The organism is Psychrobacillus sp. NEAU-3TGS (assembly GCF_029955155.1).
Taxonomy (GTDB): Bacteria; Bacillota; Bacilli; order Bacillales_A; family Planococcaceae; genus Psychrobacillus.
Genome location: NZ_JAPNOZ010000008.1, coordinates 103094 through 128180 on the forward strand (window position 1 = coordinate 103094; position 25087 = coordinate 128180).

21 protein-coding genes, 1 pseudogene and 1 riboswitch are annotated in these 25087 nt (G+C 38.0%); of the genes and pseudogenes, 15 read left to right on the forward strand and 7 right to left on the reverse strand.

What is annotated here, in order from left to right; all coding sequences use genetic code 11:
- Positions 1–11: 11 nt before the first annotated feature.
- The 5 genes from OR571_RS07585 to OR571_RS07605 all read left to right on the forward strand — a co-directional run bounded on the left by OR571_RS07585 (position 12) and on the right by OR571_RS07605 (position 4533).
- On the forward strand, positions 12–743 hold the full coding sequence (locus tag OR571_RS07585; RefSeq protein ID WP_282242225.1) for a GntR family transcriptional regulator: 732 nt from the start codon (positions 12–14) through the stop codon (positions 741–743).
- A gap of 74 nt (positions 744–817) precedes the next feature.
- On the forward strand, positions 818–1660 hold the full coding sequence (locus tag OR571_RS07590; RefSeq protein ID WP_282242226.1) for a class II fructose-bisphosphate aldolase: 843 nt from the start codon (positions 818–820) through the stop codon (positions 1658–1660).
- Complete coding sequence (gene pfkB, locus OR571_RS07595) at positions 1657–2595, forward strand: 1-phosphofructokinase (RefSeq protein WP_282242227.1); 939 nt, start codon at positions 1657–1659, stop codon at positions 2593–2595. Before OR571_RS07590 ends, pfkB begins: the two co-directional genes overlap by 4 nt.
- 13 nt (positions 2596–2608) lie before the next feature.
- A complete protein-coding gene (locus OR571_RS07600; protein ID WP_282242228.1) occupies positions 2609–3625 on the forward strand; it encodes an SIS domain-containing protein in 1017 nt (338 codons plus the stop codon).
- 17 nt (positions 3626–3642) lie between these two features.
- Entirely contained in the window at positions 3643–4533 is an 891-nt protein-coding gene (locus tag OR571_RS07605) for an ROK family protein (RefSeq protein ID WP_282242229.1), read from the forward strand.
- 77 nt (positions 4534–4610) lie between these two features.
- Here the strand turns inward: OR571_RS07605 and OR571_RS07610 are convergent.
- Both OR571_RS07610 and OR571_RS07615 read right to left on the reverse strand, forming a co-directional pair.
- Positions 4611–5707 (reverse strand): annotated as a pseudogene (locus OR571_RS07610) (ABC transporter ATP-binding protein).
- 109 nt (positions 5708–5816) lie between these two features.
- Positions 5817–6713: a PucR family transcriptional regulator gene (locus OR571_RS07615; RefSeq protein WP_282242230.1), complete on the reverse strand. Its 897-nt coding sequence runs from the start codon at positions 6711–6713 to the stop codon at positions 5817–5819.
- Positions 6714–7038: 325 nt separating this feature from the next.
- Between OR571_RS07615 and kynU the strand changes: the two genes are divergently transcribed.
- The 7 genes from kynU to metH all read left to right on the forward strand — a co-directional run bounded on the left by kynU (position 7039) and on the right by metH (position 18397).
- Complete coding sequence (gene kynU, locus OR571_RS07620) at positions 7039–8331, forward strand: kynureninase (protein WP_481900369.1); 1293 nt, start codon at positions 7039–7041, stop codon at positions 8329–8331.
- A gap of 13 nt (positions 8332–8344) precedes the next feature.
- Positions 8345–9199: a tryptophan 2,3-dioxygenase gene (kynA, locus tag OR571_RS07625; RefSeq protein WP_282242231.1), complete on the forward strand. Its 855-nt coding sequence runs from the start codon at positions 8345–8347 to the stop codon at positions 9197–9199.
- An 18-nt stretch (positions 9200–9217) separates the two neighbouring features.
- Positions 9218–10570, forward strand: coding sequence for a sodium-dependent transporter (locus tag OR571_RS07630; protein ID WP_282242232.1), 1353 nt, complete (start codon positions 9218–9220; stop codon positions 10568–10570).
- Between the two features lie 2 nt (positions 10571–10572).
- The gene (gene kynB, locus OR571_RS07635; protein WP_282242233.1) at positions 10573–11199 is read left to right on the forward strand and encodes an arylformamidase; all 627 of its coding nucleotides are present in this window, start codon (positions 10573–10575) and stop codon (positions 11197–11199) included.
- A gap of 189 nt (positions 11200–11388) precedes the next feature.
- Positions 11389–12774, forward strand: coding sequence for a protoporphyrinogen oxidase (locus OR571_RS07640; RefSeq protein ID WP_282242234.1), 1386 nt, complete (start codon positions 11389–11391; stop codon positions 12772–12774).
- A 164-nt stretch (positions 12775–12938) separates the two neighbouring features.
- Positions 12939–13044, forward strand: a riboswitch (SAM riboswitch).
- Between the two features lie 75 nt (positions 13045–13119).
- Positions 13120–14979 carry a bifunctional homocysteine S-methyltransferase/methylenetetrahydrofolate reductase gene (locus OR571_RS07645; RefSeq protein WP_282242235.1) on the forward strand — a complete coding sequence of 620 codons (1860 nt, stop codon included), beginning with the start codon at positions 13120–13122 and terminating at the stop codon, positions 14977–14979.
- Complete coding sequence (gene metH, locus OR571_RS07650) at positions 14960–18397, forward strand: methionine synthase (protein ID WP_282242236.1); 3438 nt, start codon at positions 14960–14962, stop codon at positions 18395–18397. Before OR571_RS07645 ends, metH begins: the two co-directional genes overlap by 20 nt.
- 194 nt (positions 18398–18591) lie before the next feature.
- Here metH and OR571_RS07655 read toward each other — a convergent pair whose 3' ends face one another.
- The 3 genes from OR571_RS07655 to OR571_RS07665 all read right to left on the reverse strand — a co-directional run bounded on the left by OR571_RS07655 (position 18592) and on the right by OR571_RS07665 (position 20135).
- Positions 18592–19356, reverse strand: coding sequence for a DUF817 domain-containing protein (locus tag OR571_RS07655; RefSeq protein WP_282242237.1), 765 nt, complete (start codon positions 19354–19356; stop codon positions 18592–18594).
- Positions 19357–19482: 126 nt separating this feature from the next.
- Positions 19483–19686 carry a twin-arginine translocase TatA/TatE family subunit gene (locus OR571_RS07660; protein WP_282242238.1) on the reverse strand — a complete coding sequence of 68 codons (204 nt, stop codon included), beginning with the start codon at positions 19684–19686 and terminating at the stop codon, positions 19483–19485.
- 245 nt (positions 19687–19931) lie between these two features.
- Positions 19932–20135, reverse strand: a complete 204-nt coding sequence (locus OR571_RS07665) for a twin-arginine translocase TatA/TatE family subunit (RefSeq protein WP_093274514.1) — start codon at positions 20133–20135, stop codon at positions 19932–19934.
- Positions 20136–20337: 202 nt separating this feature from the next.
- On the opposite strand from OR571_RS07665, the gene OR571_RS07670 reads away from it, so the two are divergent.
- From OR571_RS07670 to OR571_RS07680, 3 genes are all read left to right on the forward strand, one after another.
- On the forward strand, positions 20338–20922 hold the full coding sequence (locus tag OR571_RS07670) for a hypothetical protein (protein ID WP_282242239.1): 585 nt from the start codon (positions 20338–20340) through the stop codon (positions 20920–20922).
- A 111-nt stretch (positions 20923–21033) separates the two neighbouring features.
- Positions 21034–22098, forward strand: coding sequence for a M24 family metallopeptidase (locus tag OR571_RS07675; protein WP_282242240.1), 1065 nt, complete (start codon positions 21034–21036; stop codon positions 22096–22098).
- A 124-nt stretch (positions 22099–22222) separates the two neighbouring features.
- Complete coding sequence (locus tag OR571_RS07680) at positions 22223–23818, forward strand: catalase (RefSeq protein WP_282242241.1); 1596 nt, start codon at positions 22223–22225, stop codon at positions 23816–23818.
- 83 nt (positions 23819–23901) lie between these two features.
- Here the strand turns inward: OR571_RS07680 and OR571_RS07685 are convergent, their stop codons facing one another.
- On the reverse strand, positions 23902–24399 hold the full coding sequence (locus OR571_RS07685) for a hypothetical protein (protein ID WP_282242242.1): 498 nt from the start codon (positions 24397–24399) through the stop codon (positions 23902–23904).
- Positions 24400–24476: 77 nt separating this feature from the next.
- Positions 24477–24884, reverse strand: a complete 408-nt coding sequence (phaQ, locus tag OR571_RS07690) for a poly-beta-hydroxybutyrate-responsive repressor (RefSeq protein WP_282242243.1) — start codon at positions 24882–24884, stop codon at positions 24477–24479.
- Between the last annotated feature and the right edge of the window lie 203 nt (positions 24885–25087).

A 25087-nucleotide genomic window follows, 5' to 3' on the forward strand; every position in this document is an offset into this window, starting at 1 on the left:
ATGAAAAAGATATGAAGCCGTTAGACCAAGGAAGTATTATTCCATTATATCATCAATTAAAGCAACGGTTAGATGCTCGGATTCGTGCAGGTGAATGGAAGCCGGGAGATAAAATTGATTCGGAAAATCGTTTAATGGAAATGTTTCAGGTAAGTAGAAATACAGCTAAGAAAGCGATTGAAGAATTGGTTCAAGAAGGGATACTTTATAGGGTTCAAGGGAAAGGGACCTTCGTCTCCAAACCTAAATTTGAGCAGTCCTTAGGTGGATTTTATAGTTTTAGTCGAGTTTTACATGAAAAAGGCCTTCATCCAACTGACCAAGTGCTTGAAGTAAAAGAAGTTGAACCTTCTGCAACTGTGAGGGATGGATTACAACTTCCCAAAGGTGAGAATGTAGTTGAAATGAAGAGATTACGCTGTGCGGACGGGGAGCCAATTATCCTTGAATCATCGTTTATGCCAAAGTCGGTTATACAGGATATGTCGGTTCTGTACGAAGTAGGAACCTCGTCCCTATATGATTTATTGGCTGAACGTTATAACGTGACTGTAGTTCGTGCAAAAGAAGCATTCGAGCCGGTTTTAATTCGAGAAGAGGAAAGTATACTTCTTCAGACGAAAGTAGGGAAACCTGCTTTGTTATTGGAGCGAACTGCATATGACACGAATGAACAACCTGTCGAGTTTTGTATTTCAATTGTAAGAGGAGATCGCTGCAGATTTTACACAGATCTTCATTAAACTCATAGAAATTTCTATGAGTTTTAAAATAGATTTAGTTGTACCAACAACCCACTAACGAAAGGGGTCATTTTATGACGCTAGTTACAACGAAAGAAATGTTAAAAGACGCTCATACAAACCACTATGCAATCGGTGCATTCGGAGCGCATAATCTAGAAATTATTAAGTCAGTAATCGCTGGTGCGGAATCAGTAGGTTCCCCAGTCATCCTTCAAACTACTTCCAGTACGTATAAGTATGTGGAGATGCCTTATATGATTGCTATGGCAAAAGCTGCTGCTGAACAAGCAAAAGTACCAGTAGCATTGCATCTTGATCATGGTGAATCATTTGACGTCGTAATGGAATGTTTGCGAGCTGGTTATACATCTATCATGATAGATGGTTCAAAGCTTTCATTAGAAGACAATATCGCACTTGTACGTAAAGTAACGGATGCAGCTGGCCCTATCGGTGTTCCGGTAGAAGCAGAACTAGGTACAATCGGTGGAGTGGAAGATGATTTTGTGGTGGAGGAGAGTGAAGCATTTTTTACTGATCCAGAAGCGGCAGAACGATTTGTGCGAGAGACTGGTATTGATTCGTTTGCTCCTGCATTTGGAACTGCACATGGTAACTATAAGAAGGAGCCTAAACTACAATTTGATCTGCTAGGTAAAATTCAAAAACTGACCAATATTCCGCTCGTTATGCACGGAGCATCAGGGGTACCGGAAGAAAGTGTACGTAAATCATTAGATTATGGAGTAGCGAAAGTGAATTTCTCAACCGAATTGAAAGATTTATTTGCAGAAGAAGTACGAGCTTTTTTTCAAGATAATCCAAATGAAAATGACCCGCGTAAATATTTCATACCTGCAAGAGAGGCATTAATTGAGTTAGTTAAAAGAAAGATCATGATGTTACAAAAATGATTACAACTATCACATTGAATACTGCAATTGATCAAGTGTATGAAGTGGAGTCATTGGATGTTGGAGGGACAAATCGAGTTTCTGCTATTACTCAGGAGGCCGGGGGTAAGGGCATGAATGTTGCAAAGGTACTCCAATACTTAGGTGCAGAAGTGAATGTTGGTGGATTTGCGGGGGGGACTAACGGAAAGAAAATTCGACAACTTTTAAAAAAACGTGCTATTCCAAGTGAATTAATAACAGTTAGTGGTGAAAGTCGAATTTGTTTAACAGTGCTAGATTCATTGAATAGTGAAGTGACAGAACTTCTTGAGAGTGGACCAGAAATATCCATAGAGGAATGGCAATCCATGCTCGAATGGGTAAAACAGAAGTCTAAAATCGTCAAATGGTTTGCATTGTCAGGTAGCTTGCCGAAAGGACTACCAACCACTGCATATGCGGAGCTGATACAAATTATACATGCCAACGGTGCGAAAGCGGTACTCGATTCAAGTGGTGATGCATTACGAAATGGAATCGAAGCAAAACCATTTGCGATAAAACCAAATGAGCATGAAATTGCAGCAATCCTAGGTAAAACTGCTATAACTGAAACTGAATTGCTCGAAGCAGGGGGGCGCTTTGTTAGTGAAGGAATTGAGCATGTATGCCTTACATTGGGGGAAGAAGGGGCAATTTTCGTTAACCAATATGGGTATTTCAAAGCAAATGCACCATCGATTGACGTCATCAATACTGTAGGAAGTGGAGATGCTTTTGTAGGTGGACTGCTATACGGGTTAGCTCAAAATGAAGAAATTAGCACAGCTTATAAACGAGCAATAGCATGTGGATCAGTTAACGCGATGTATCGAGCAATCGGTTTTATTGATTTGGGGCAAGTGGAAGTATTAATGGAGCAAATTACTATCGAAAAAATAAAAGATAGATAGGGGTATGAATTTTATGCATACGTATAATGAAATAATCGGACAGGCGGACCAATTACAAAAGACACTAGAACTTGTAGACAATCTAATAATGGAACACGTGAATGTAGACCACGTATTATTCACGGGGTGTGGAACATCTTTTTATTTGGCAGCTTCTGCGGCTAAATATTATCAAACAGTGACGGGTCAATTTGCTTCTGCAGTTCCTGCGTCTGAGCTATTCCTACACACATCAACGACAATTGTTCCTGGAAAAAAATATTTTGTTGTTGGAATATCTAGATCAGGAACGACTTCTGAAATTCTTATCGCGCTCGATCATTTAAAGGGCAATGCTGATATCCGTACATTAGCAGTCACGTGTAATGGGGATACACCTATGGCAGCGGCAACAGATCAAGTTATTGCACTTGATCATATTACGGAAAAAAGCGTTGTGATGACCCAATCATTTTCAAATATGCTGTTTGCACTTCAAGTATTCGCGGCAAAGCAAGGGCGTTCTACTCAAAATTTGACAGAACTTAAACAAGTTCCAGAGTTGGTAGAGGCTGCATTAACATTAGAAGATTTAACAAAAGGTGTGGCGGAAGATTTAACGAAGAAACGCTTTATCTTCCTTGGATCAGGTTCATATAATGGAATTGCAAAAGAAGCTACTTTGAAGCTAAAAGAAATGACACAAACAGAATGCGAAAGCTACTCAAGCTTGGAGTTTAGACACGGTCCAATTTCAATAGTAGACGATTCAACAGTAGTTATCCTATTAACTCAACTGGAGACAGAAGACTACGATCAACAGCTTGTTATGGATATCCAAAAGCTTGGTGGATACGTACTTACCATCGGACCAGTAGCTGAAGGGTTTGTCGCAGATCACATTATTGAATTGACAAACACAATAAATGATTTGAACCGACATGCTATTTATGTTCCTTATCTTCAATTACTAGCGTATCAACGGGCGATGCATTTAGGGGTCGATCCAGATCAGCCTCGAAATCTTACTCAAGTTGTTAAATTGTCATAATCGGAAGGTGATTATAGATGGGATACATTCTAGCAGCGGATATCGGCGGTACAAAACTTGCAACAGCACTATTTAAAAATGACGGAACTGTTGTGAAGACGAACGAATCACTAAGTGAAAAAAAAGACGAGGAATTGTTGTTTCAGTGCCTGGTTAATTCATTCCGCTCTCTGTGTATAAATGAAGGTGTAAATTTTGATGATATAAATGGGATTGCAGTAGGAATACCAGGAATTGTGGATGCTGAAAAAGGTATAGCTGTTTTTCAGAATAATTTACCGTGGAGAGATTTCCCGTTGGTAGAAAGACTTGAAAGCGAGTTTCCGCAATCCAAAATTATGATGGATAATGATGTTTATATGGCCACTTGGGGAGAGTATACAACTCGTGGCTTTTCTTCAGAAACGATGGTTTACGTGACGCTGAGTACAGGTATTTCTTGCTGCTTGATTCATCAGGGATTGTTTTTAAGAGGAAGTGGAATGGCAGGAGAAATTGGATTTAGTTTAACGGGAACTTCAGATACCAGTCTTGAAACTCTAGTTTCTGGTCCTGCACTAGAATTAAAAGGACGAAAACAATTTAATAATCCCGAACTATCTTTAAAAGAGATGATGGTGGGTTATTATCAAGGAAATGTTCATATTGCAAGAATAATAAATGAAGCAGTAACTGCACTTGCAAAAGAAGTTTATCAAATTCTCGTCTTCACCGATCCGCATTGTATTGTACTTGGTGGTGGTGTATTCAATCATCATCCAACGCTTATTGAAGCGGTCCGAAAAGAGGTTGGACAGTATCTCAGCCACCCTTTATTAAAAGGTAAAGAAGAACGTATAGAAGCAAGCATCTATAAGGGAGAAGCAGGTATACGTGGTGCAGCTTCCAGAATTATAAATATAAAATAAATATAAACCCTCGTCTAAATCGGACGAGGGTTTATATTTTAAAGTTCAAGAAATTTTTAAGTGCGCTTACACCCTTTTTATCTAATACGTCTTTCTGTTTCCTTATCGAAGAAATGGCTTCTTGATATATCAAGGATAGTTCAATTTTTTGACCAGGTTGAATATGTGAATCTGAACTTATACGGGCAATGTACTGTTGTCCTTCGAGTGCAGAATAGATCATCAATTCTGCTCCAGTTAATTCCGATACTTCGATATTTGCTTTTACAGTTGACTCGGAAGATTGAGCTACTATCTCAGGGTCTTCTGATATATGTTCAGGTCTTATTCCTAGAAGAATTTCTTTATTGTTATATCCTTGTGAATTTAGCATCGCAAGTTTCTCTTGAGGAATCTTCAATGCAACATTTCCAATTTTGAAATAGCCATCCGTGATTTTACCTTCGAAAAAGTTCATCGCGGGTGAGCCGATAAATCCACCTACAAATATGTTTTCTGGATTCTCATATACCTCTTTAGGTGTCCCAATTTGCTGGATTAGTCCGTCTTTCATAACGACAAGACGTGATGCCATTGTCATTGCCTCCGTTTGGTCGTGTGTTACATAAATCGTTGTTGTTTTCAGTCGTTGATGTAACTTTGCTATTTCAGCACGCATTTGAACACGTAATTTTGCATCTAGATTCGATAGTGGTTCATCCATAAGAAATACTTTTGCATCACGAACAATCGCACGACCAAGCGCGACACGCTGGCGTTGACCACCTGACAATGCTTTTGGCTTCCTATCTAAGTGAGCTTCGAGATCAAGAATGCTAGCAGCATTTTTTACACGTTTATCGATTTCAGTTTTAGAAAATTTTCTGAGCTTCAAACCGAAAGCCATATTGTCATATACAGTCATATGTGGATAAAGTGCATAGTTCTGAAATACCATTGCGATATCTCGTTCTTTTGGTGGGACATTATTCATCGATTTTCCATCGATACGAAAATCACCTTCGGAAATCTCTTCAAGCCCTGCAATCATACGAAGTGTTGTTGATTTTCCACAGCCAGAAGGACCAACTAGAACAATAAACTCCTGATCTTGGACACGCAAATCAAAATTAGAAACCGCTGTTGCACCATCATCGTATACTTTGTTTATATTTTCAAGAACCATTTTCTCCATTGTAAGCAACTCCTCTATTTTCTCTTTCTATAGATAGGTTACCAATCCTAGAGAAATCATGATATGTAAGATGTGCACAATTTTCTGTTTTTTTAAATGTGCGATTTGTCTACCTCTCGGTTGCAATCAAACTTGCGCAATAAGCAACAAGTGCCCCATCAAAATTACGTACATTAATTTCCGTCATATCTTGAAATTTAGTAAGGCGATATTGAAGTGTGTTTCGATGCACATGCAATTTCTTTGCTGCCACCGAAGCATTAAAGCCATTTTCGAAAAGGAATTGAACTGATTGTAATAATTCTATATCGTATTCAATTGGTTCTAATACTTCTTTGTGAATCATCTGTTTCATTTCTTCTGATATTTGGTCTATCAAGGTAAATGGAAAAGTCTTTTCCATCGAATATATTCGTTCAGCTCGATTCCGTGACAGGCCTTTGAAGAACCATTCTTTTTCTGTTATAAAATGTGAATAAAAGGGCATAGTTGTTGGATGAAATTTCCCTACATACATTTTAACCTTGATGAAAAAATCACTTTCAAGCGCAACGATAAAAGAAGAGAAGTCATCTAGAGTATGTATATAGGAAGACTTCACTTCGATAAGGACTGCATCTTCTGAAGAAATAAAAACGAGTCGCATGGCATCGTCAAAAAATAGTTTGACTGCCTCTTCCAAATGGGATTCTATTTCTTCTTCCACTTTAAAATGCAATTGAATAATGCGGATCTCGGTATCCTCTTTAAGAGGGACAGGTCCTTTGTCATGAAGGAACTTAATCCATTTTTCTGATAGAGATTCATTGGTGAGACCAGTTGGCTTGACTTCTCGAAACAGAGAACAAAGCAGTGCATATTCACGATCAGATACTTCATTTTTGTCGATGGTCATCCAACAGTTCGAATTTTCATTGTGAAAGATATATGTATGTGTTTCATTTAAAATTGGGCATTCAGGTAATAGTTCGATAGATGGAAAAAGTATCGCTAAGTTAGTGGACATTATATGAAATCTCCTATCTTGAAGCTATTGGAACTATAAACGTTCTCTTTTTAGCTTTAAATTTAAATGGTCATGAATAATGGATACTTAAATACATAAAAGAATGAGTCCCTATATATCTATTATAAGTCACCAAAACTTGTTTCACATGGTCAAATTATTAAAGGGAACGTTCTAAAACCTATGAATGTGAAAAAATCCTTCATTTTTGTTATCGAAGCACTCATATGCTTGTCGTAGGATATTTATAGTTTCATTGACACTATATCACTTAAAGTCTATCATTTATTTAAAATAGAAAGAAAATTTGGAATTTCGGAAGAGGATGGCGATATTAAGAATGGAAATAGATACAACTGTGAATAATGCAAGGAAACTAGACGAACAAGATGCTTTACATAAATTTCGAGATGAATTTTATTTACAATCAGATGTTATTTATATGGATGGAAATTCTTTAGGATTGCTGTCAAAAAGGGCAGAACAGTCATTGCTATCATTATTAGATTCTTGGAAGAAATATGGAATTGATGGATGGATGAAAGGGGAGCATCCATGGTTTTATTTCTCTGATAGGTTAAGTGAAATGTGTGCACCACTTGTAGGTGCGGAAAAAGAAGAAGTAATGATTACAGGATCAACGACTTCGAATTTACACCAGTTAGTCGCAAGCTTTTATCATCCAAAAGGTGCACGCACGAAAATTTTAGCAGATGAGTTGAACTTTCCTTCTGATATATATGCGATTAGTAGTCAGCTATCTTTGCATGGGTACGATCCAGAGGAGCATATGGTATTAGTGAAAAGCCGTGATGGGGATACGTTAAATGAAGCAGATATTATAGAAGCTATGCAAGAGGATGTTGCGCTAATTGTATTGCCATGTGTGTTATATAGAAGTGGACAAATATTAAACATAAAAGAGTTGACAAAAGCTGCACATGAACGAAATATTTTGATTGGTTTTGATCTATGTCATTCAATTGGCTCGGTTCCACATGAGCTAAGTGATTGGAATGTAGATTTTGCTTTTTGGTGTAACTACAAACATTTGAACGCCGGACCAGGAGCAGTTGGGGGATTATATGTGAATCAAAAACATTTCGGACAAAAACCAGGTCTTGCAGGATGGTTTGGTTCTGATAAAGAAAAGCAGTTTGACCTTTCGATTCAAATGACACCAGCTTCCAATGCAGGTGCTTATCAGATTGGAACACCGAATATCTTAAGTGCAGCTCCTTTATATGGTTCACTAGAAATATTTGCGGAAGCAGGAATAGATGCTATCCGAGAAAAATCATTGAAATTAACAGATTATATGACATTGTTAATAGAAGAAGAGTTGAGTGACTATCAATTTACAATTGCAAGTCCAAAGGAACACGACCGTCGTGGTGGTCATATTTATTTAGTGCATGAAGAAGCAGCTCGCATTTGTAAAGCATTAAAAGAATATCAAGTCATCCCAGATTTCCGTTCCCCAAATGGCATACGTTTAGCGCCTGTTGCATTATATAACTCATTTCTAGATGTATGGAAAACCGTACAAATTCTTAAGAAGATAATGAAAGAAGAGTCATATAAAAAGTTCGAAAATAAACGAGAAGTTATAGCGTAAAAGGAGGGGCTACATGTCAGAGGATATTTCGAAACTGCATGATAAATTGAAGAGTGAAACAGGAATTCATACTAATTTTCGTGAAGAAATGACGTATGGTGATTATTTGCAGCTAGATAGCATTTTATCTAGCCAACGACGGTTATCAGGTCATCACGATGAAATGCTATTTATCATCATTCATCAAGTAAGTGAGCTTTGGATGAAGTTAATACTGCATGAATTAACTAGTGCTATTCAAGCGATTCAAGAGGATAAAATGCAGGCGGCTTTTAAGATGCTTGCACGTGTAACGAAAATCCAAACACAAATCATTCAAGCTTGGGATGTACTTTCAACATTAACACCCGCTGAGTATTTGGAGTTTCGTGATAAGCTAGGGAAAGCATCAGGATTTCAATCTTTTCAGTATAGACAAATCGAGTTTGCTCTAGGCTATAAAACGAAGCATATTCTTAAAATCTACGAGCAAGATACTGTATTGTATGAGCAACTAGAAAAAGTGTACAATGCACCAAGTATTTATGATGTGTCAATTCAGGCATTAGCAAAAGCTGGGTTTCAACTAAACTCTGCTGTTTTGAACCGCGATTATTCGGTGACTTATGGAGGAGATGAATCGGTTGCTAATGCATGGAAAGAAGTATATCGAGATGTAGATAAATACTGGAATTTGTATCAGTTAGCAGAAAAACTAGTAGATGTGGAGGACTGGCTACAGCAATGGCGCTTCCGCCATATGAAAACAGTGGAACGAATTATTGGGTTTAAAACTGGAACAGGTGGTTCATCCGGTGTGAATTATTTACGTAAAGTGCTAGATCATCGATTTTTCCCTGAACTGTGGGATTTGAGAACTAGCCTTTAAGAGGAAAGAAGGAAATATATGAATTCGAATAGAGGACAATGGTCAACCAAACTAGGCTTTATCCTGTCTTCTGCTGGAGCAGCAATTGGACTCGGGGCTATCTGGAAAATGCCATATGTGACTGGACAAAGCGGTGGGGGTGCTTTCTTTTTAATCTTCGTCTGCTTAACATTACTAATTGGACTTCCGATGTTAATATCTGAGTTTATTATTGGAAGAGGAGCTGGCGAAGAAGCGATTACTGCTTATAAAAAGTTAGTGCCACAAAGCGCATGGGTATGGATTGGGAGGCTTGGTGTCGTTGGATGCTTCCTTTTATTATCTTTTTATAGTGTGGTAGGAGGATGGATATTAGTATACAGCGGCATGTCGGTTGTTGGAAATGTCATTACAGACAATACAAGCTCGGATGTGTTGTTTGGCACAATTATTGGAACTCCTTGGATTACGTTAGTAGGATTGCTTGTGTTTACAATACTAAACGTATGGGTTATTTCTTCAGGGGTACAAAATGGTATAGAAAAAGCAAACAAATTAATGATGCCCTTATTATTTATTTTTTTCTTTATACTCGTAATTAGATCGTTGACGCTAGACGGTGCCATGGAAGGTGTGAAATTTTTTCTTTCCCCCGACTTTTCGAAGACGACAGGGGAATCTATTTTGTATGCATTAGGGCAATCCTTTTTTGCCTTAGCAGTCGGGTTTTCTTGCATGGTCACCTATAGCTCTTATTTAAAGAAAGATGTAAGTTTACCGTATTCTGCGGGATCCGTTGTCATTATGAATATTTTCGTATCGTTGCTTGCAGGGTTAGCCATTTTTCCTGTCGTTTTTGCTTTTGGCTATGAGCCAGCGGAAGGACCAGGATTACTTTTTATCGTACTACCAACAGTATTTGGTCAAATGCCTTTTGGGGAAGTATTTTTAGCGTTATTTTTAATTCTGTTTTTATTTGCGACATTGACATCTTCTTTTAGCATGTACGAAATTATTGTTGCTGCACTTATGGAGAAATGGAAGAACGCACGTAAAGGGATCACTTGGATAATAGGAGGAATAATTTTTGTTGCATCTATTCCATCCGCATTATCATCCAGTTTACTTAAGGACGTGACAATCTTTCAAAAAAGCGTCTTTGATGCAACGGATTTTTTAGTAAGTAATATGATGCTTCCATTTGGAAATCTGTTAATAGCTATTTTTATCATTCATAGGATGAACAAAGTATTAGTCGAGGAGGAGTTTAAGCTTAGCAGCACACTAGCTCCTGGATATTATACAGCTTGGCGCTTTTTGATGACCTGGATGGTACCGGTTGTAATAGTAGTTGTGTTGATTTATTCACTTCGCCCTATTTTAGGAGGATGACAATGAAAAAACAATGGATCGATATTTCACAGCCTTTTTCCCATAAAATCGGAACATGGCCGGGCGATACGCCGTTTCAATTTGAACTATCCTACTCAAAAGAAGAGACCGGCTCCGTTAATATTGGTCGTTTCACCACAAGTGTACATACTGGAACGCATGCCGATGCACCCTTTCACTTTGACAGCGACGCGCCGACAATAGAACAACTCGACATTAATGTTTATATTGGACGCGCAAAGTTAGTAGATGTCACAGGGCTAGATTTAATAGGAAGGGAAGAGCTGGAAGCATTTGAACTGGCTGGAGTCGAACGATTACTTTTGAAAACTGCTAAAAAGGTTAATGAGGAACAATTTCCAACAAAAATTCCCGTATTAAAAGAAAATATCGGCGCTTTCTTGCAAGAAAAAGGTATTTTTTTAATAGGGGTCGATCATCCCTCTGTTGATGCATTAGATGATAAACAATTGCCGGCGCATCATGCACTATATCGACATGGTGTGCATATTTTAGAAAATTTACTTCTACAAGACGTAACACCTGGCAATTATGAATTGATCGCTTTGCCATTAAAGATTCAAGGAGCGGATGGTAGTCCAGTGAGAGCTGTAATCCGAGCAATATGATAAAAGTCTTCTATTTGCGATATTAGCTGATAGAAGACTTTTTTTTGCAAATTTGACGAAATGGTAAACTACGGATGAATTTTAATGGAAACAGGGAAGAATAGTGACGTAAATCATACCGCATTTTTTATTTAGTGTTTATACTAGAGGAAGTGAGTGACACCGGATTTTAGACGAGGAGTGAGCATTTTGAAAAAAGTAGTTGTGGTAGGTGGAGGTATTACAGGACTTTCAGTAATGCATTATTTGCAAAAACTTAAAATAGAAAAAGAGCTAGATATGGAAATGGTGTTAGTAGAGTCTAATCATTACTTAGGTGGGAAAATTCGCTCGGTAAAGCAAAAAGAATTCATTATGGAAACAGGGGCAGATTCGATCGTTGCACGTCATGAAGGGGTACTACCTTTAGTAGAGGATCTACAGTTGGAAGATGAGCTTGTCTATAACGCAACAGGCATTTCTTATATATATACAAATAACGAGCTACATGCCATTCCAGCAGATACAGTGTTTGGAATACCGATGAGTGAGAAATCGTTAGAAAGTAGTACATTAGTTTCCGATGAGGGGAAGGAAGAAGCATTAAAGGATCTTAATCTATCCAATGAAAGCTTTACAAAAGACAGCTCAATCGGATCGTTCCTAGAGCATTTCTTAGGAAAAGAGTTGGTCGAAAAACAAATAGCACCTGTATTATCAGGTGTATATTCAGGGGATCTAGATAAGCTTACGTTGGCCTCCACATTACCATATTTAATAGACTATAAAGAAGATTACGGTAGCATTATGAAAGGATTAGGAGCCAATAAAGAAAAATTCCAAGCAGCTTCCAATAAAAAATTTATTTCTTTTAAAAATGGTCTTTCTGCTTTGATCGACCGCTTAGAAAAAGAGCTTAGTAATGCTACTATTTTAAAAGGGATACATACAACGAAAGTGGAGAAAATGGACGATCGATATGAGGTTTCCTTTGCAAATCATGAGTCGATCGAAGCAGATTACGTTATATTAACAACTCCGCACGATGTTACACAAAGAATATTGCAAAACGAAGTGTTGAACGCTGATTTTAATAAGCTGAAAAGCTCATCGCTTATAAGCATTTACCTCGGTTTTGACATTCCAGACGAACAGCTTCCTGCTGAAGGTACTGGCTTTATCGTTTCGCATAATAGCAATGTGAAATGTAATGCATGTACATGGACAAGTCGTAAATGGAAGCATACATCGGAAAATAGTCATTTGCTTGTTCGCATGTTTTATAAGAGTACGAATCCTGCATTTGAGGAAATGAAACATATGAGTGAAGAAGAACTAGTTCAAGTTGCCTTGCAAGATATTGAGAAAAGCTTGAAGTTAGATGGGAAACCAAGTGTCGTAGAAGTGACCAAATGGAATGATTTAATGCCAAATTATCATTTAGAACATGGGAAAGCGGTTAAATCCTTACGAGATAAGATGTCTTTTCAGCTGCCTAATGTAATACTTGCAGGATGCTCTTATTATGGTGTTGGTATAGGGGCATGTATTAAAAATGGAAAAGAAACAGCTGAATTAGTTGTTAATAATTTTTAGCTACAAATGATGAGAGTGTCCTAAAAAGTACTTTTTAGGATACTTTTTTTCATGTTGAGAAACTGAACCATTGGATCTATATAATAAAGAAAATTCAAAATTAACTTGACGCTTTAGTTTAATAAAGGTACGATATCTCTAATCATTGAAAACTGAATATTGAATTCTTATCAAGAGAAGCTGAGGGACTGGCCCTGAGAAGCTTCAGCAACCTGCCGAATAGGTTAGGTGCTAAATCCAGCAGACAACTAACAGTCTGAAAGATGAGAAGGGACGCATTTCATATGCTTATAAAGCCTTCTTTTTTAAGAAGGCTTTTTTATTTTAAGGAAGGATGGGTGCAAAGTGGGATTGTTAGATAAGTTACGAACGAATATGTTAACGGCAGATGGAGCAATGGGTACGCTCCTGTATTCATATGGAATTGAATATTGCAATGAAGAATTAAACATCCAAAGACCTGAAATTATAAAAAAAATTCATCAGGAATATATAAAAGCTGGTGCAGATATTATTCAAACGAACACATATGGTGCGAATGCGATTAAATTAGCAAGATATGGACTGGAGAATCGTGTGAAAGAAATCAATGAAGCGGCAATTCAAATTGCCAAACAGGCAGCCGCACCAGGTGAACAGTTTGTGCTAGGGACAATCGGTGGTATTCGTGGCATTCGAAAAAGTGATGCAACCTTAGAGGAAATCATTCAAAAGGTCGACGAGCAAGTGAATTACTTACTCTCTGGGGATCCGGATGGACTATTGCTTGAAACGTATTATGATTTTGAAGAGCTAGCTGCTACTGTTACGCACTTACGAAAATTAACAACTACGCCAATTATAGCCCAAGTATCAATGCATGAGCCTGGCATATTACAAAATGGGTTATCGCTGAACGATGCATTGCAACAGCTGGATACATTAGGAGCAGATGTCGTTGGTGTCAATTGCCGTCTAGGACCATTCCATACGATACAGGCATTAGAGGAGGTTACACTGCCGAACAATGCGTATCTTTCCGCCTTTCCGAATGCAAGTTTGTTAGATATAGAAGACGGCCGTATTGTATACGAATCAGAAGCGGATTATTTCGGCAGGGCAGCGCTGCTTCTTCGTGAAGAAGGGGTTCGATTAATCGGTGGATGCTGTGGAACGACACCAAAGCATATCGAAGCTGCGAAAAAAAGAATTGGTCATTTATCCCCGTTAACAACAAAAGTCGTAGCTCCTAAAAAGCCAATCATTATCCGTGAGGCAGAGACGAATATCAATGAACCACTTCATGAAAAAGCACAAAATGGAAGGACTATTATTGTAGAACTAGACACACCGCGTCATTTAGATACGACAACTTTTATGGAAGGTGCAACAAAGCTCTATGATGCCGGTGTCGATGCGGTGACAATGGCGGATAATTCACTTGCTTCTCCACGCATCAGCAATATGGCGATGGGATCGATGTTAAAACTACAAAATAATATTCGACCACTTGCACATATTACTTGTCGTGATCGTAATCTGATTGGGCTTCAATCACATTTAATGGGACTTGATGCGCTTGGAATTCATGACATATTAGCGGTAACAGGAGACCCAACAAAAATTGGAGATTTTCCCGGTGCTACAAGCGTATATGACGTTTCAAGTTTGGAATTGATCCAACTGATTAAACAGCTAAATGAAGGAATTTCATTCTCCGGAAAATCGCTTCGAAAAAAAGCAAACTTTTCAGTTGCGGCGGCATTTAACCCAAACGTCCGAGTACTTGACCGAGCGGTAAAAAGGTTGGAGAAGAAAATTGAGTGTGGAGCTGATTATTTCATTACGCAGCCGGTTTATACAAAAGAAAAAATTCAAGAAATCTTTGAAGCGACGAAACATTTAGCAACTCCTATTTTTATCGGTATTATGCCACTAACAAATATTCGAAACTCAGAGTTTTTACACAATGAAGTGCCAGGTATCAAATTATCCGACGATGTGCTAGAAAGAATGCGTGCTTGTGGGGAAGATAGAGAACATGCAACAGCGGAAGGTATTCAAATTGCTAAAGAACTAATAGACACTGCCGCTGAATTGTTCAATGGTATTTACATTATTACGCCATTCTTCCGTTATGATATGTCATTGGAATTGATTAAGCATATTCAAGAAATTGACAGTAAGAAAGTGAGAGAGAGCAGCTATGTCCAAACATCTAATTGAACATCAACTTGAAAAGAGGATTCTCCTCATCGATGGAGCTATGGGGACGATGATCCAAAATGCGAATCTTACGGCGGACGATTTCGGAGGCGAGCAGTATGACGGATGCAATGAGTATTTAAATATAGTAAATCCAGGTGTTATTGAGCAAATTCATCGTGAATATTTAGAAGCCGGTGCTGATATTATTTGTACGAATACGTTTGGGGGAACACCGGTAGTATTGAACGAATATGATTTAGGTAGTCAAGCTTACGACATTAACTTTCGTGCCGCTCAATTTGCCAAGAAATGCACGGAAGAATATTCAACATTGGAATGGCCACGATTTGTAGCAGGGGCTATTGGGCCAACGACGAAGACGTTGTCTGTAACTGGTGGGATTACGTTTGATGAACTAACACATGATTTTTATGTGCAGGCAAAAGCATTAGTGGAAGGCGGTTCTGACTTAATTTTACTTGAAACAAGTCAAGATATGCTAAATGTTAAAGCCGCAACGATAGGGATTAAACAAGCATTCACAGAAACTGACAAAGAGCTTCCGATTATGATATCTGGAACAATTGAACCGATGGGAACTACCCTTGCAGGGCAAAGCATTGAAGCTTTCTATATATCGATCGAACATATAAAACCGCTTTCTGTTGGGCTGAATTGTGCGACAGGTCCTGAATTTATGACCGATCACATCCGCTCACTTTCAGAGCTGTCAGATGGATATGTAAGTTGTTATCCCAACGCTGGTTTACCAGATGAGGAAGGTCATTATCATGAGTCACCAGACTCCTTGTCTAAAAAGTTGAGAGGTTTTGCAGAAAAAGGATGGTTAAATTTAGTCGGTGGATGCTGTGGAACGACACCAGCACATATCCGTGCAGTACGAGAAGCGGTGGAGGGCATTGCCCCAAGAAAACCTTCTGAAGCTAGTCATGGTCATGTCGTTTCTGGAATCGAACCACTTCTTTATGATGATTCGATGCGTCCCTTGTTAATTGGAGAGCGAACGAATGTAATCGGATCACGAAAGTTTAAGCGACTTATAATAGAAGAAAAATTCGAAGAAGCATCTGAAATTGCACGTGCCCAAGTAAAAGGCGGTGCTCATGTAATAGATATTTGCCTAGCAAATCCAGACCGTGACGAGCTCACTGATATGACAAACTTTATGAAAGAAGTCGTGAAAAAAGTAAAGGTGCCGCTTGTAATAGATTCTACGGATGAAAAAGTTATTGAAGAAGCTATGAAGTATTCTCAAGGGAAAACGATTATTAACTCCATCAATTTAGAAGATGGAGAAGAACGTTTCGATGCTGTCCTACCGCTTGTCAAAAAATATGGTGCATCTGTCGTTGTTGGAACAATCGATGAAATAGGGATGGCTGTTACACGGGAGCGTAAACTGGAAATTGCAGAACGTTCGTATGATTTACTTGTGAATAAATGGGGGCTTGCGCCAGAAGATATCATATTTGACCCACTAGTATTCCCAGTAGGTACAGGTGATCAACAATATATTGGCTCTGCAGTGGAAACAATTGAAGGAATTCGCTTGATAAAAGAAAAAATGCCACGAGTCTTAACCACTCTAGGAGTCAGTAACGTGTCATTTGGGCTTCCACCGGTTGGTCGAGAAGTGCTTAATGCAGTTTATCTTTATCATTGCACACAAGCAGGTCTCGATTATGCCATTGTAAATACGGAAAAACTAGAGCGATATGCATCCATTCCCGAGCAGGAAATTGAGATGGCTAATGACTTATTATTTACAACGACTGACAAAACACTTGCAGATTTCACAGACTTTTATCGAGATAAAAAGAAGGAAAAAACAGAAGCTGATATTCCAAAAACGGTACCGGAACGTCTAGCCTATTACATTATCGAAGGAACGAAAGAAGGGCTAATTCCGGATTTAGAACAAGCACTCAACATGTATGATACCCCTCTTGAAGTCATTAATGGGCCCCTTATGGATGGAATGGCGGAAGTAGGACGTCTCTTCAACGATAACCAACTAATCGTTGCTGAAGTGCTTCAAAGTGCAGGAGTGATGAAAGCATCCGTATCTTATTTGGAGCAATTTATGGAGAAAAATGAGGATGACTCTGGGAAAGGAAAAATCGTTCTCGCAACTGTAAAAGGGGATGTGCATGACATCGGAAAAAACCTTGTTGATATTATTCTAAGCAATAATGGATACAAAGTGCTGGATATAGGAATAAAGGTAACACCAGCGGAACTAATAGAAGTGATTCGAAAAGAAAAGCCGGATATTGTAGGACTTTCCGGGCTACTTGTTAAATCAGCTCAACAAATGGTCATTACAGCACAGGATTTTAAAGAAGCAGGAATTGATATCCCGATGCTTGTGGGGGGAGCGGCTCTTTCTAGACGCTTCACGGAAACAAAAATTTCAGCAGAATATGAAGGCCCGGTACTGTACGCAAAAGATGCGATGCAAGGGCTAGAACTGGCAAATCGTTTGCAAGATGAAGGTGATAAAATAACTCTATTAGAAGAATTAACGATACAACAAGAAAAACGAAAAGTAGCAGAAGCAAACAGAGCTTCGAAACAAGCAGTGGCAGTTTTAACAAAGCCTGTGAAAACTGTGCGAGAGGATGTGCAAGTATACAGACCAAAAGACTTGCGCAGACATGTATTAAAAGAATACTCCGTGGCTCATTTATATCCGTATGTAAATATGCGAACGCTTATTGGTCATCATTTAGGCTTAAAAGGATATAGCGATAAACTGCTTGAACAAAAGGATCAGCGCGCTGTGGAATTACATGAGCTTGTAACTGCGTTTCTAGGAGCAGACCTATTGAAACCATCTGGACTGTATCAATTTTTCCCGGCACAATCAGATGGAGATGATGTCATTATCTATGATCCAAGCGACGCGAAAACGGAAATAGAACGATTTACGTTCCCACGGCAATCTGTTGAACCTTATCTTTGTCTTGCGGACTATTTGAAATCAATCGAAAGTGGCGAAATGGATTACGTCGCATTCATGCTCGTTACGGCTGGTCAAGGTGTACGCACGGCAGCAAACAAATTAAAAGAACAAGGAAAGTTTCTAGAAAGTCACGCGTTGCAAGCGACTGCTCTAGAGCTAGCAGAAGGATTTGCAGAACGAATTCATCAAGAAATCCGAGACCAGTGGGGCTTTCCAGACGCAACCGACTTTACAATGCGCGAGCGTTTCGCCGCTAAGTACCAAGGACAACGTTTCTCATTTGGCTACCCAGCATGTCCTAATTTGGAAGACCAAGCAAAACTATTTGGACTATTAAAACCAGAGGATATCGGTGTAGAGTTAACCGAAGAGTTCATGATGGAACCTGAAGCATCCGTGTCAGCCATTGTATTTGCGCATCCTGATGCGAGATACTTTGTTGTAGATTAACCAAAAACACAGGCAGCAGATTTTACTTCTGTCGCCTGTGTTTTTAGTTTATACAATTCCATAAAATGTATAAGCGCAATCAAATTGTGTTGGAAAGCAACCATTCCAACGGCGAGAGCAACCAATTCATGCTTTAAAGCTTTTAGTTACCATGTGAGAACGACCAATTCAAGCACAAGAGCAACAACTCCCAATTACTGAGAAGACTTCATGCCGCTCTTCACTCGCTTCAACTGAGCCACAATAATAACGCTGATAATCACTAGTAAAAACCAAGAGCTAATTTTCCCGATATGCACAATCGACCATGTAGTTTCCTGATTAGGATATTGCCAAGCACCTAAAAATGTGGTGATATTTTCAGCAATCCATATAAAGAAACCAATCAATAAAAAAGCTAGAATCATAGGCATTTTATAAATACTTTCATTAACCCGAAAAGTTACAAACGTTCGGAAGAAAATAATGACCAATAAGGCTTTTAAAGCCCATCTTACATCATAACTAAAATGATGCGTAAAAAAATTTAAATAAATAAGAGAGCTAATACTAACGGCAAAAAAAGGTTTTGGCCAGTTATACATATGTAAATCCATTCGTCTCCAGCTTTGACATATATAGCTTGCGACACTCGCATACATAAATCCGCTATATAAAGGGACCCCGAAAAACTTGCTATAAGCTTCTTCCGGATACGCCCAAGAGCCCATATGTACTTTAAATATTTCAAGTACCAAGCCGATTACATGAAACATACAAATGACCTTTAATTCATCAAAGGTTTCTAATTTCGATACAATCATAAAAATCTGAGCAGCTATACAAACGAGTAAAATAAAATCATAGCGTGGTAAAAATGGAATAGTAAAATATTTAGATAACGCAAGTGCACCAAAAATGATAACAGGAAATATACAACACAATGCTTGTAAATAGCCGAATTTTAAAAAGTTCTTCATCGCAAGCCAAACCCCGACCTTCTTTTATATAATGTCTATAAAATTTAGACGAAACGGCTTCTTACAAGTTGCTAAGAATCGAAATCAAAAAGCCAGCTATAGGTAAAAAATAGCTGGCTCCGTCTGTTATTTTTTTTTCTTAGATTCTGGATCATTGTCTTCTAGTTTGAATTCATCCGTAACATCATCCATTATTTCTTTCGTGGAAGTTTTGAATTCTTTTAGAGTTTGCCCCACAGCTCTACCTAATTGAGGTAGTTTGGAAGGACCGAAAATGATTAAAGCTAACGCTAGCACGATTATTAAACCAGGTACACCGATATTTGGCAAGGTATGACCTCCTTTTAGCAGTCAATTTTAATATTAACTAATTTCAAATCTTTTATACTATTGGCTGCTACTAACTAATTACCGTCATCATTAAACGAATTATTACGAATGGTTATAGGATAAAAGACATAATAGTTTAGAAAATGTATAGTTCATATAGAGTGCTATCTAAGACGAATACTAGTTCTTTTCGGTTTAATTAAAAGAACCAGCTATTGACTATAATAGCTGGTTCTTCCTCTGATTTATTTCTTTTCAAGCTCGATTTCTTTTGCTTCGGATTTAACTTCCTCTTTTTCTTCATCATTTATAATATCTCGTGTCGAGGTTTTAAATTCTTTTAATGTTTGTCCAACTGCTCTACCTAGTTGAGGAAGCTTTGATGGGCCAAAGATAACTAAAGCAATGATTAATACGAGGATTAAACCCGGTATCCCTATATTTGGCATGGAAATTCCTCCTTTTCATTTTAGACTCGATACAAATATAACATACTTCGTTAAAAAAGTGTTATCTGGCGTTGTCTAGTTAACTACGTCTTAAGCCTTACTAATTTTCCTCCCAGAGTCTGTTTAGAAAAAGATGCTTTTGAGAGATGATTAGAAAAGCAGATATGAGGGCAAAATGCTTCTTATGAACGAGGTGAAAAAGATGGAAAAGACGATTTATATCGTGTTGACTAATACAGGGACACTGTTATCTAAAGCAATAGGAATGTATACGAGAAAAGACATGAATCATGCATCCATCGCTTTTGATGAAGAACTGAATGAGATGTATAGTTTTGGTAGGAAAAATAAACATAACCCATTTAATGCAGGATTCATTAGGGAAGAACCGACAGCAGGGCTTTTCATTCGTGCAACATGTGCGATTTATAAATGTGAAGTAACCTGTAAAGAATATAATCGAATGCGAACTAAAATCCGTCATATGGAACAGGATAGAGAATTATATAAATATAATTTAATCGGATTATTTGGAGTAGCTATGAATATAAAAATTGAAAGAGAGTATGCTTTCTTCTGTTCGCAATTCGTTGCAACAATGATGAATGAATGTAGGTCTACGCAATTACAAATTGCACCCTACTTAGTGCAACCACATCATTTTGAGCAGCACTCTTCGTTAAATCTTTTATATAAAGGCAAATTACAAACATATGTATATAATAAACGCGGAGTAGAAGAGAGCGTGCAAAAGAATAATTGGAGACGTTTTGCATTTCCAATCTAATGAATATCTGATCATTACTAAAACTACTATTAATAATTCCTTGCTTATGTCATATTAATAATTGAAGCATTATATTGAATTATATGAAAAGTGATTTCAGGGGGTTAAACAATGGAGAAGCTTGTAAAACTTAGAGAATCTTTTGAGGAGTTAGGAATAGATGGAGTATTAGTAACGGATGGTATTAATAGAAGATACTTAACAGACTTTACTGGAAGTGCGGGAACTGTGCTTATCTCAAAGACGGAAGCATATTTATTAGTAGATTTTCGTTATACTAGCCAAGCGAATGCACAGACGAAGAATTTTACAATAAAAGAAATAGATAGAGCGATTATCTATAAGGAAATTGCTAATCTTGCGGAAAGCTTAGGGGTTAAAAAGCTAGGTTTCGAACAACAACATGTATCTTATCAGTACTATTCTGAGTTTAGTAAATATGCTAAAGCTGATTTAGTACCGCTCTCTGGGACAGTAGAAAAATTACGCATATTTAAAAGTGAATCTGAAATAGCAATTCTTAAAAAGGCAGCCGAAATTTCAGATGCCGCATTTTCACATATTTTAACGGTTATTCGTCCGGGAATTACTGAAATTGAAATAGCAAACGAACTAGAATTCCATATGCGAAAACTAGGAGCTACTTCTTCTTCCTTTGATATGATTGTTGCTTCAGGTGTACGCTCTGCATTACCGCACGGAGTAGCAAGTGAAAAGATAGTAGAAAAAGGAGATATGATCACATTAGATTTTGGTGCGTATTATAAAGGTTATTGCTCCGATATGACGAGAACGATTGCTGTAGGGGAACCAGACCCTAAGTTGAAAGAAATTTATGCGATTGTATCAGGAGCTCTCGAACATGCACTTGGTGGGATAAAAGCTGGAATGACAGGAAAAGAAGCAGATACATTAACTCGTGATTTTATAAATGAAAAAGGGTATGGCGAGTTTTATGGACACGGCATGGGTCATGGGATTGGCTTGTATATCCATGAAGATATTTTTATGAATCCCAAATGTGAGCAGCATATTGAAGAAGGTATGGTTTTGACGGTAGAACCGGGCATTTACATTCCTGATCTTGGTGGAGTTCGAATTGAGGATGATATTATCTTGAAGAAAGATAGCATAGAAATTATTACAAAATCCACTAAAGAATTAATTATTTTGTAACGGAAAAAGCTTCCTACTAGAGTGTAGTGGGAGGCTTTTAATTATTCACGTTTTGTTTATATAAATGAAAATTGGACAGTATATAGGAGAAGTAGAATCTATATGATGTTTAGGAGGATAACAAGTGACAAACGAACAACCGGATTTTGAAACAAATATAGAAGACGAGGACACGTTAACCAATAGACAAGGACATCCTATAACGAACAATCAAAACATGAGAACAGTTGGAAACCGTGGTCCTGCCACACTTGAAAACTATGATTTTATCGAGAAAATAAGTCATTTTGACAGGGAACGAGTTCCGGAGCGGGTTGTACATGCACGTGGTGCTGGGGCACATGGTTACTTTGAAGCATATGGAGCAGCTGGCGATGAAGAAATCTCGAAATATACTCGTGCAAAATTGTTTCAAGAAAAAGGGAAGCGCACTCCTGTATTTGTTCGTTTTTCTTCTGTTATTCATGGAGGACATTCTCCGGAAACATTGCGGGATCCAAGGGGATTTGCGGTAAAGTTTTATACGGAGGATGGAAACTGGGATTTGGTTGGAAATAACTTAAAGATTTTCTTTATTCGAGATGCGATAAAATTTCCGGATATGATCCATGCTTTTAAACCAGATCCAATTACGAATATCCAAGATTCGGAGCGTTTTTTTGACTTTTGTGCGAGTTCACCAGAAACATTTCATATGGTTACATTCATTTATTCACCTTGGGGAATTCCTGCGAATTACCGAATGATGCAAGGCTCCGGTGTAAACACGTATAAATGGGTGAATAAAGAAGGCGAAGCGGTACTTGTGAAATATCATTGGGAACCGAAACAGGGTATTCGAAACTTAACGCAAGCAGAAGCAGAGGAAATACAAGCGAAAAACTTTAACCATGCAACGCAAGATTTATATGATGCAATCGAAAAAGGTGATTTTCCGGAATGGGAACTACTCGTGCAAATAATGAGCGATGATGAACATCCAGAGCTAGACTTCGATCCGCTAGATGACACGAAGCTATGGCCAGAAGACAAATTCCCATGGATGGCTGTTGGAAAAATGGTGTTAGATCGAAATCCAGAAGATTATTTTATGGAAGTGGAGCAAGCTGCATTTGGTACAGGAGTACTTGTGGACGGACTAGACTTCTCGGATGATAAAATGTTGCAAGGTCGAACATTTTCTTATTCGGACACACAACGTCATCGTGTAGGAGCAAACTATTTACAGTTACCGATTAATGCACCAAAAAAACGAGTAGCGACTAACCAAAGCGGTGGGCAAATGCAATATAAGTTGGACCGCGCACCTTTTCAAAATCCACATATTAACTATGAACCTTCTATACTAGATGGTCTAAAGGAAGCAGAGCAACTTGGTAAAGAATATACGCCAATGGTAAAAGGGAATTTAGTACGAGAATCCATCGATAGACAAAGTAATACAAAACAAGCAGGAGAAACATATCGAAACTTTGAGCAATGGGAAAAAAACGAACTCCTTGCCAATCTTGTCAATGACCTGTCCAGCTGTGATATACGAATTCAAGAAAAAATGATTGCACTGGCAGAAGAGGCAGATGAAGAGTACGGACGCCAGTTAAGAGAAGGTCTTGCACATGCCAAATCAGGAGGATCTAGCCAAAAGCCTCTAGGAAATCGTGAAGGCGACGATGCTCCAAAAAATGCAATAGAGAATAGTAACGAAGCTGAACCATATTAATAAGCTACTGAGGTTAACATTAAAGAAAGAGAGAGGAATCATCTAAAATGATGACCCCTCTCTTTTACTTTTTGCATTATATGTTATACGCCTACAGATGCCAATAAATCTTTATGGGCACCTTTAAGTAACTCAGTTAATTCTTCGATTTTGTATAGTGTTTCTTCACGTTCTAGTTTTTGTTGTTCTAATGCAGCTTTAACAGTTGACTCTAAGTGAGTTTGTGATTGAACGAAGAGATCCAGAACTGCGTAGCTTGGTTTCCAGGATAAAGCTTGTGCTTTATCGTTAATCTCTTGAACATTATTTAACCATGTAGTAACTTGTTCTAATTGTGCGTTTGCACTGATTCCATTTACGCTCGTTTGAACTTTATCTTGCCACTCTTGCGTCGCTTTTTTTGTCTCTTCTTCCATAGCGTTCAACGTAGCAACTGTTGAATCAAGAAGTTCTTTTTGGTACGTAAATGCTTGAAATGCTTTTTTCTGTACATCGTCCTGTAAGCTTTGTAACGTTTTAAATCCATTTAACCATCCGTCCCACAATAAATCGACACCGTTGCTTAATTGTTCTCTAGCCATCTGTAATTCCTCCTTTAATTTAGCAAAACATGTTTGTTATTTATAATGAATGCTACTATTCGCATTACATCCAGAAACTACTCCTCATCTTCTTTCTTATTAGAAGAGGGTTGAAGTGGGTTAAAGAAAGGGTTATAAATATTGAAAAATTGATTCAACATTTTTTGGTACTGACTCAATGATCCAGCCCACAAATCTAAATATTGCTTTCCTGCATCCGTAATGGAATAAATACGTTTAGCAGGACCCCCTGATGTCGTATCCCATTCAGAAGTAACCAATGCATCTTTTTCTAATTGCCGAAGGAGACGGTAAAAGTTCCCTTGGTCAACGGATTCCATACCAAACTGTGAAATTTTCTCCATTAGTTCATATCCATGTGTATTCCAATCACGCAAATGCAGCAACATGATTGGGATCAGGAAATTTTTTGGAGCACCAATATTGGTGTTCTTATTTTTTTTAGTTTCTTCTTTCGATTCCATTATCAATCACCTACTTATTAAGTTGTTGCATATAAGTGTAATTTACACCTATATGTTTGTTAAGTCAAGGGAGATATTTTTGAAAAAGTATGACAAGCTTTGTCGAAAAAAGGGGAATGTTTTATAAATTTATCGAATAGTCATAATCTTTACAATTTTAATATACACTACTACGTTAAAGTGTGATAAAGTTATGGTGAATT

Bases quoted from the DNA above. Each gene is read 5' to 3' on its own strand.
- OR571_RS07600 (WP_282242228.1), top strand. From the start codon at position 2,609: ATGCATACGTATAATGAAATAATCGGACAGGCGGACCAATTACAAAAG.
- OR571_RS07665 (WP_093274514.1), bottom strand. From the start codon at position 20,135: ATGCCAAATATAGGGATACCGGGTTTAATCCTCGTATTAATCATTGCT.
- kynB (WP_282242233.1), top strand. From the start codon at position 10,573: ATGAAAAAACAATGGATCGATATTTCACAGCCTTTTTCCCATAAAATC.
- metH (WP_282242236.1), top strand. From the start codon at position 14,960: ATGTCCAAACATCTAATTGAACATCAACTTGAAAAGAGGATTCTCCTC.
- OR571_RS07670 (WP_282242239.1), top strand. From the start codon at position 20,338: ATGGAAAAGACGATTTATATCGTGTTGACTAATACAGGGACACTGTTA.
- kynA (WP_282242231.1), top strand. From the start codon at position 8,345: ATGTCAGAGGATATTTCGAAACTGCATGATAAATTGAAGAGTGAAACA.
- OR571_RS07615 (WP_282242230.1), bottom strand. From the start codon at position 6,713: ATGTCCACTAACTTAGCGATACTTTTTCCATCTATCGAACTATTACCT.
- OR571_RS07585 (WP_282242225.1), top strand. From the start codon at position 12: ATGAAGCCGTTAGACCAAGGAAGTATTATTCCATTATATCATCAATTA.
- pfkB (WP_282242227.1), top strand. From the start codon at position 1,657: ATGATTACAACTATCACATTGAATACTGCAATTGATCAAGTGTATGAA.
- OR571_RS07630 (WP_282242232.1), top strand. From the start codon at position 9,218: ATGAATTCGAATAGAGGACAATGGTCAACCAAACTAGGCTTTATCCTG.
- phaQ (WP_282242243.1), bottom strand. From the start codon at position 24,884: ATGGAATCGAAAGAAGAAACTAAAAAAAATAAGAACACCAATATTGGT.
- OR571_RS07590 (WP_282242226.1), top strand. From the start codon at position 818: ATGACGCTAGTTACAACGAAAGAAATGTTAAAAGACGCTCATACAAAC.
- kynU (WP_481900369.1), top strand. From the start codon at position 7,039: ATGGCGATATTAAGAATGGAAATAGATACAACTGTGAATAATGCAAGG.
- OR571_RS07605 (WP_282242229.1), top strand. From the start codon at position 3,643: ATGGGATACATTCTAGCAGCGGATATCGGCGGTACAAAACTTGCAACA.
- OR571_RS07685 (WP_282242242.1), bottom strand. From the start codon at position 24,399: ATGGCTAGAGAACAATTAAGCAACGGTGTCGATTTATTGTGGGACGGA.
- OR571_RS07675 (WP_282242240.1), top strand. From the start codon at position 21,034: ATGGAGAAGCTTGTAAAACTTAGAGAATCTTTTGAGGAGTTAGGAATA.
- OR571_RS07655 (WP_282242237.1), bottom strand. From the start codon at position 19,356: ATGAAGAACTTTTTAAAATTCGGCTATTTACAAGCATTGTGTTGTATA.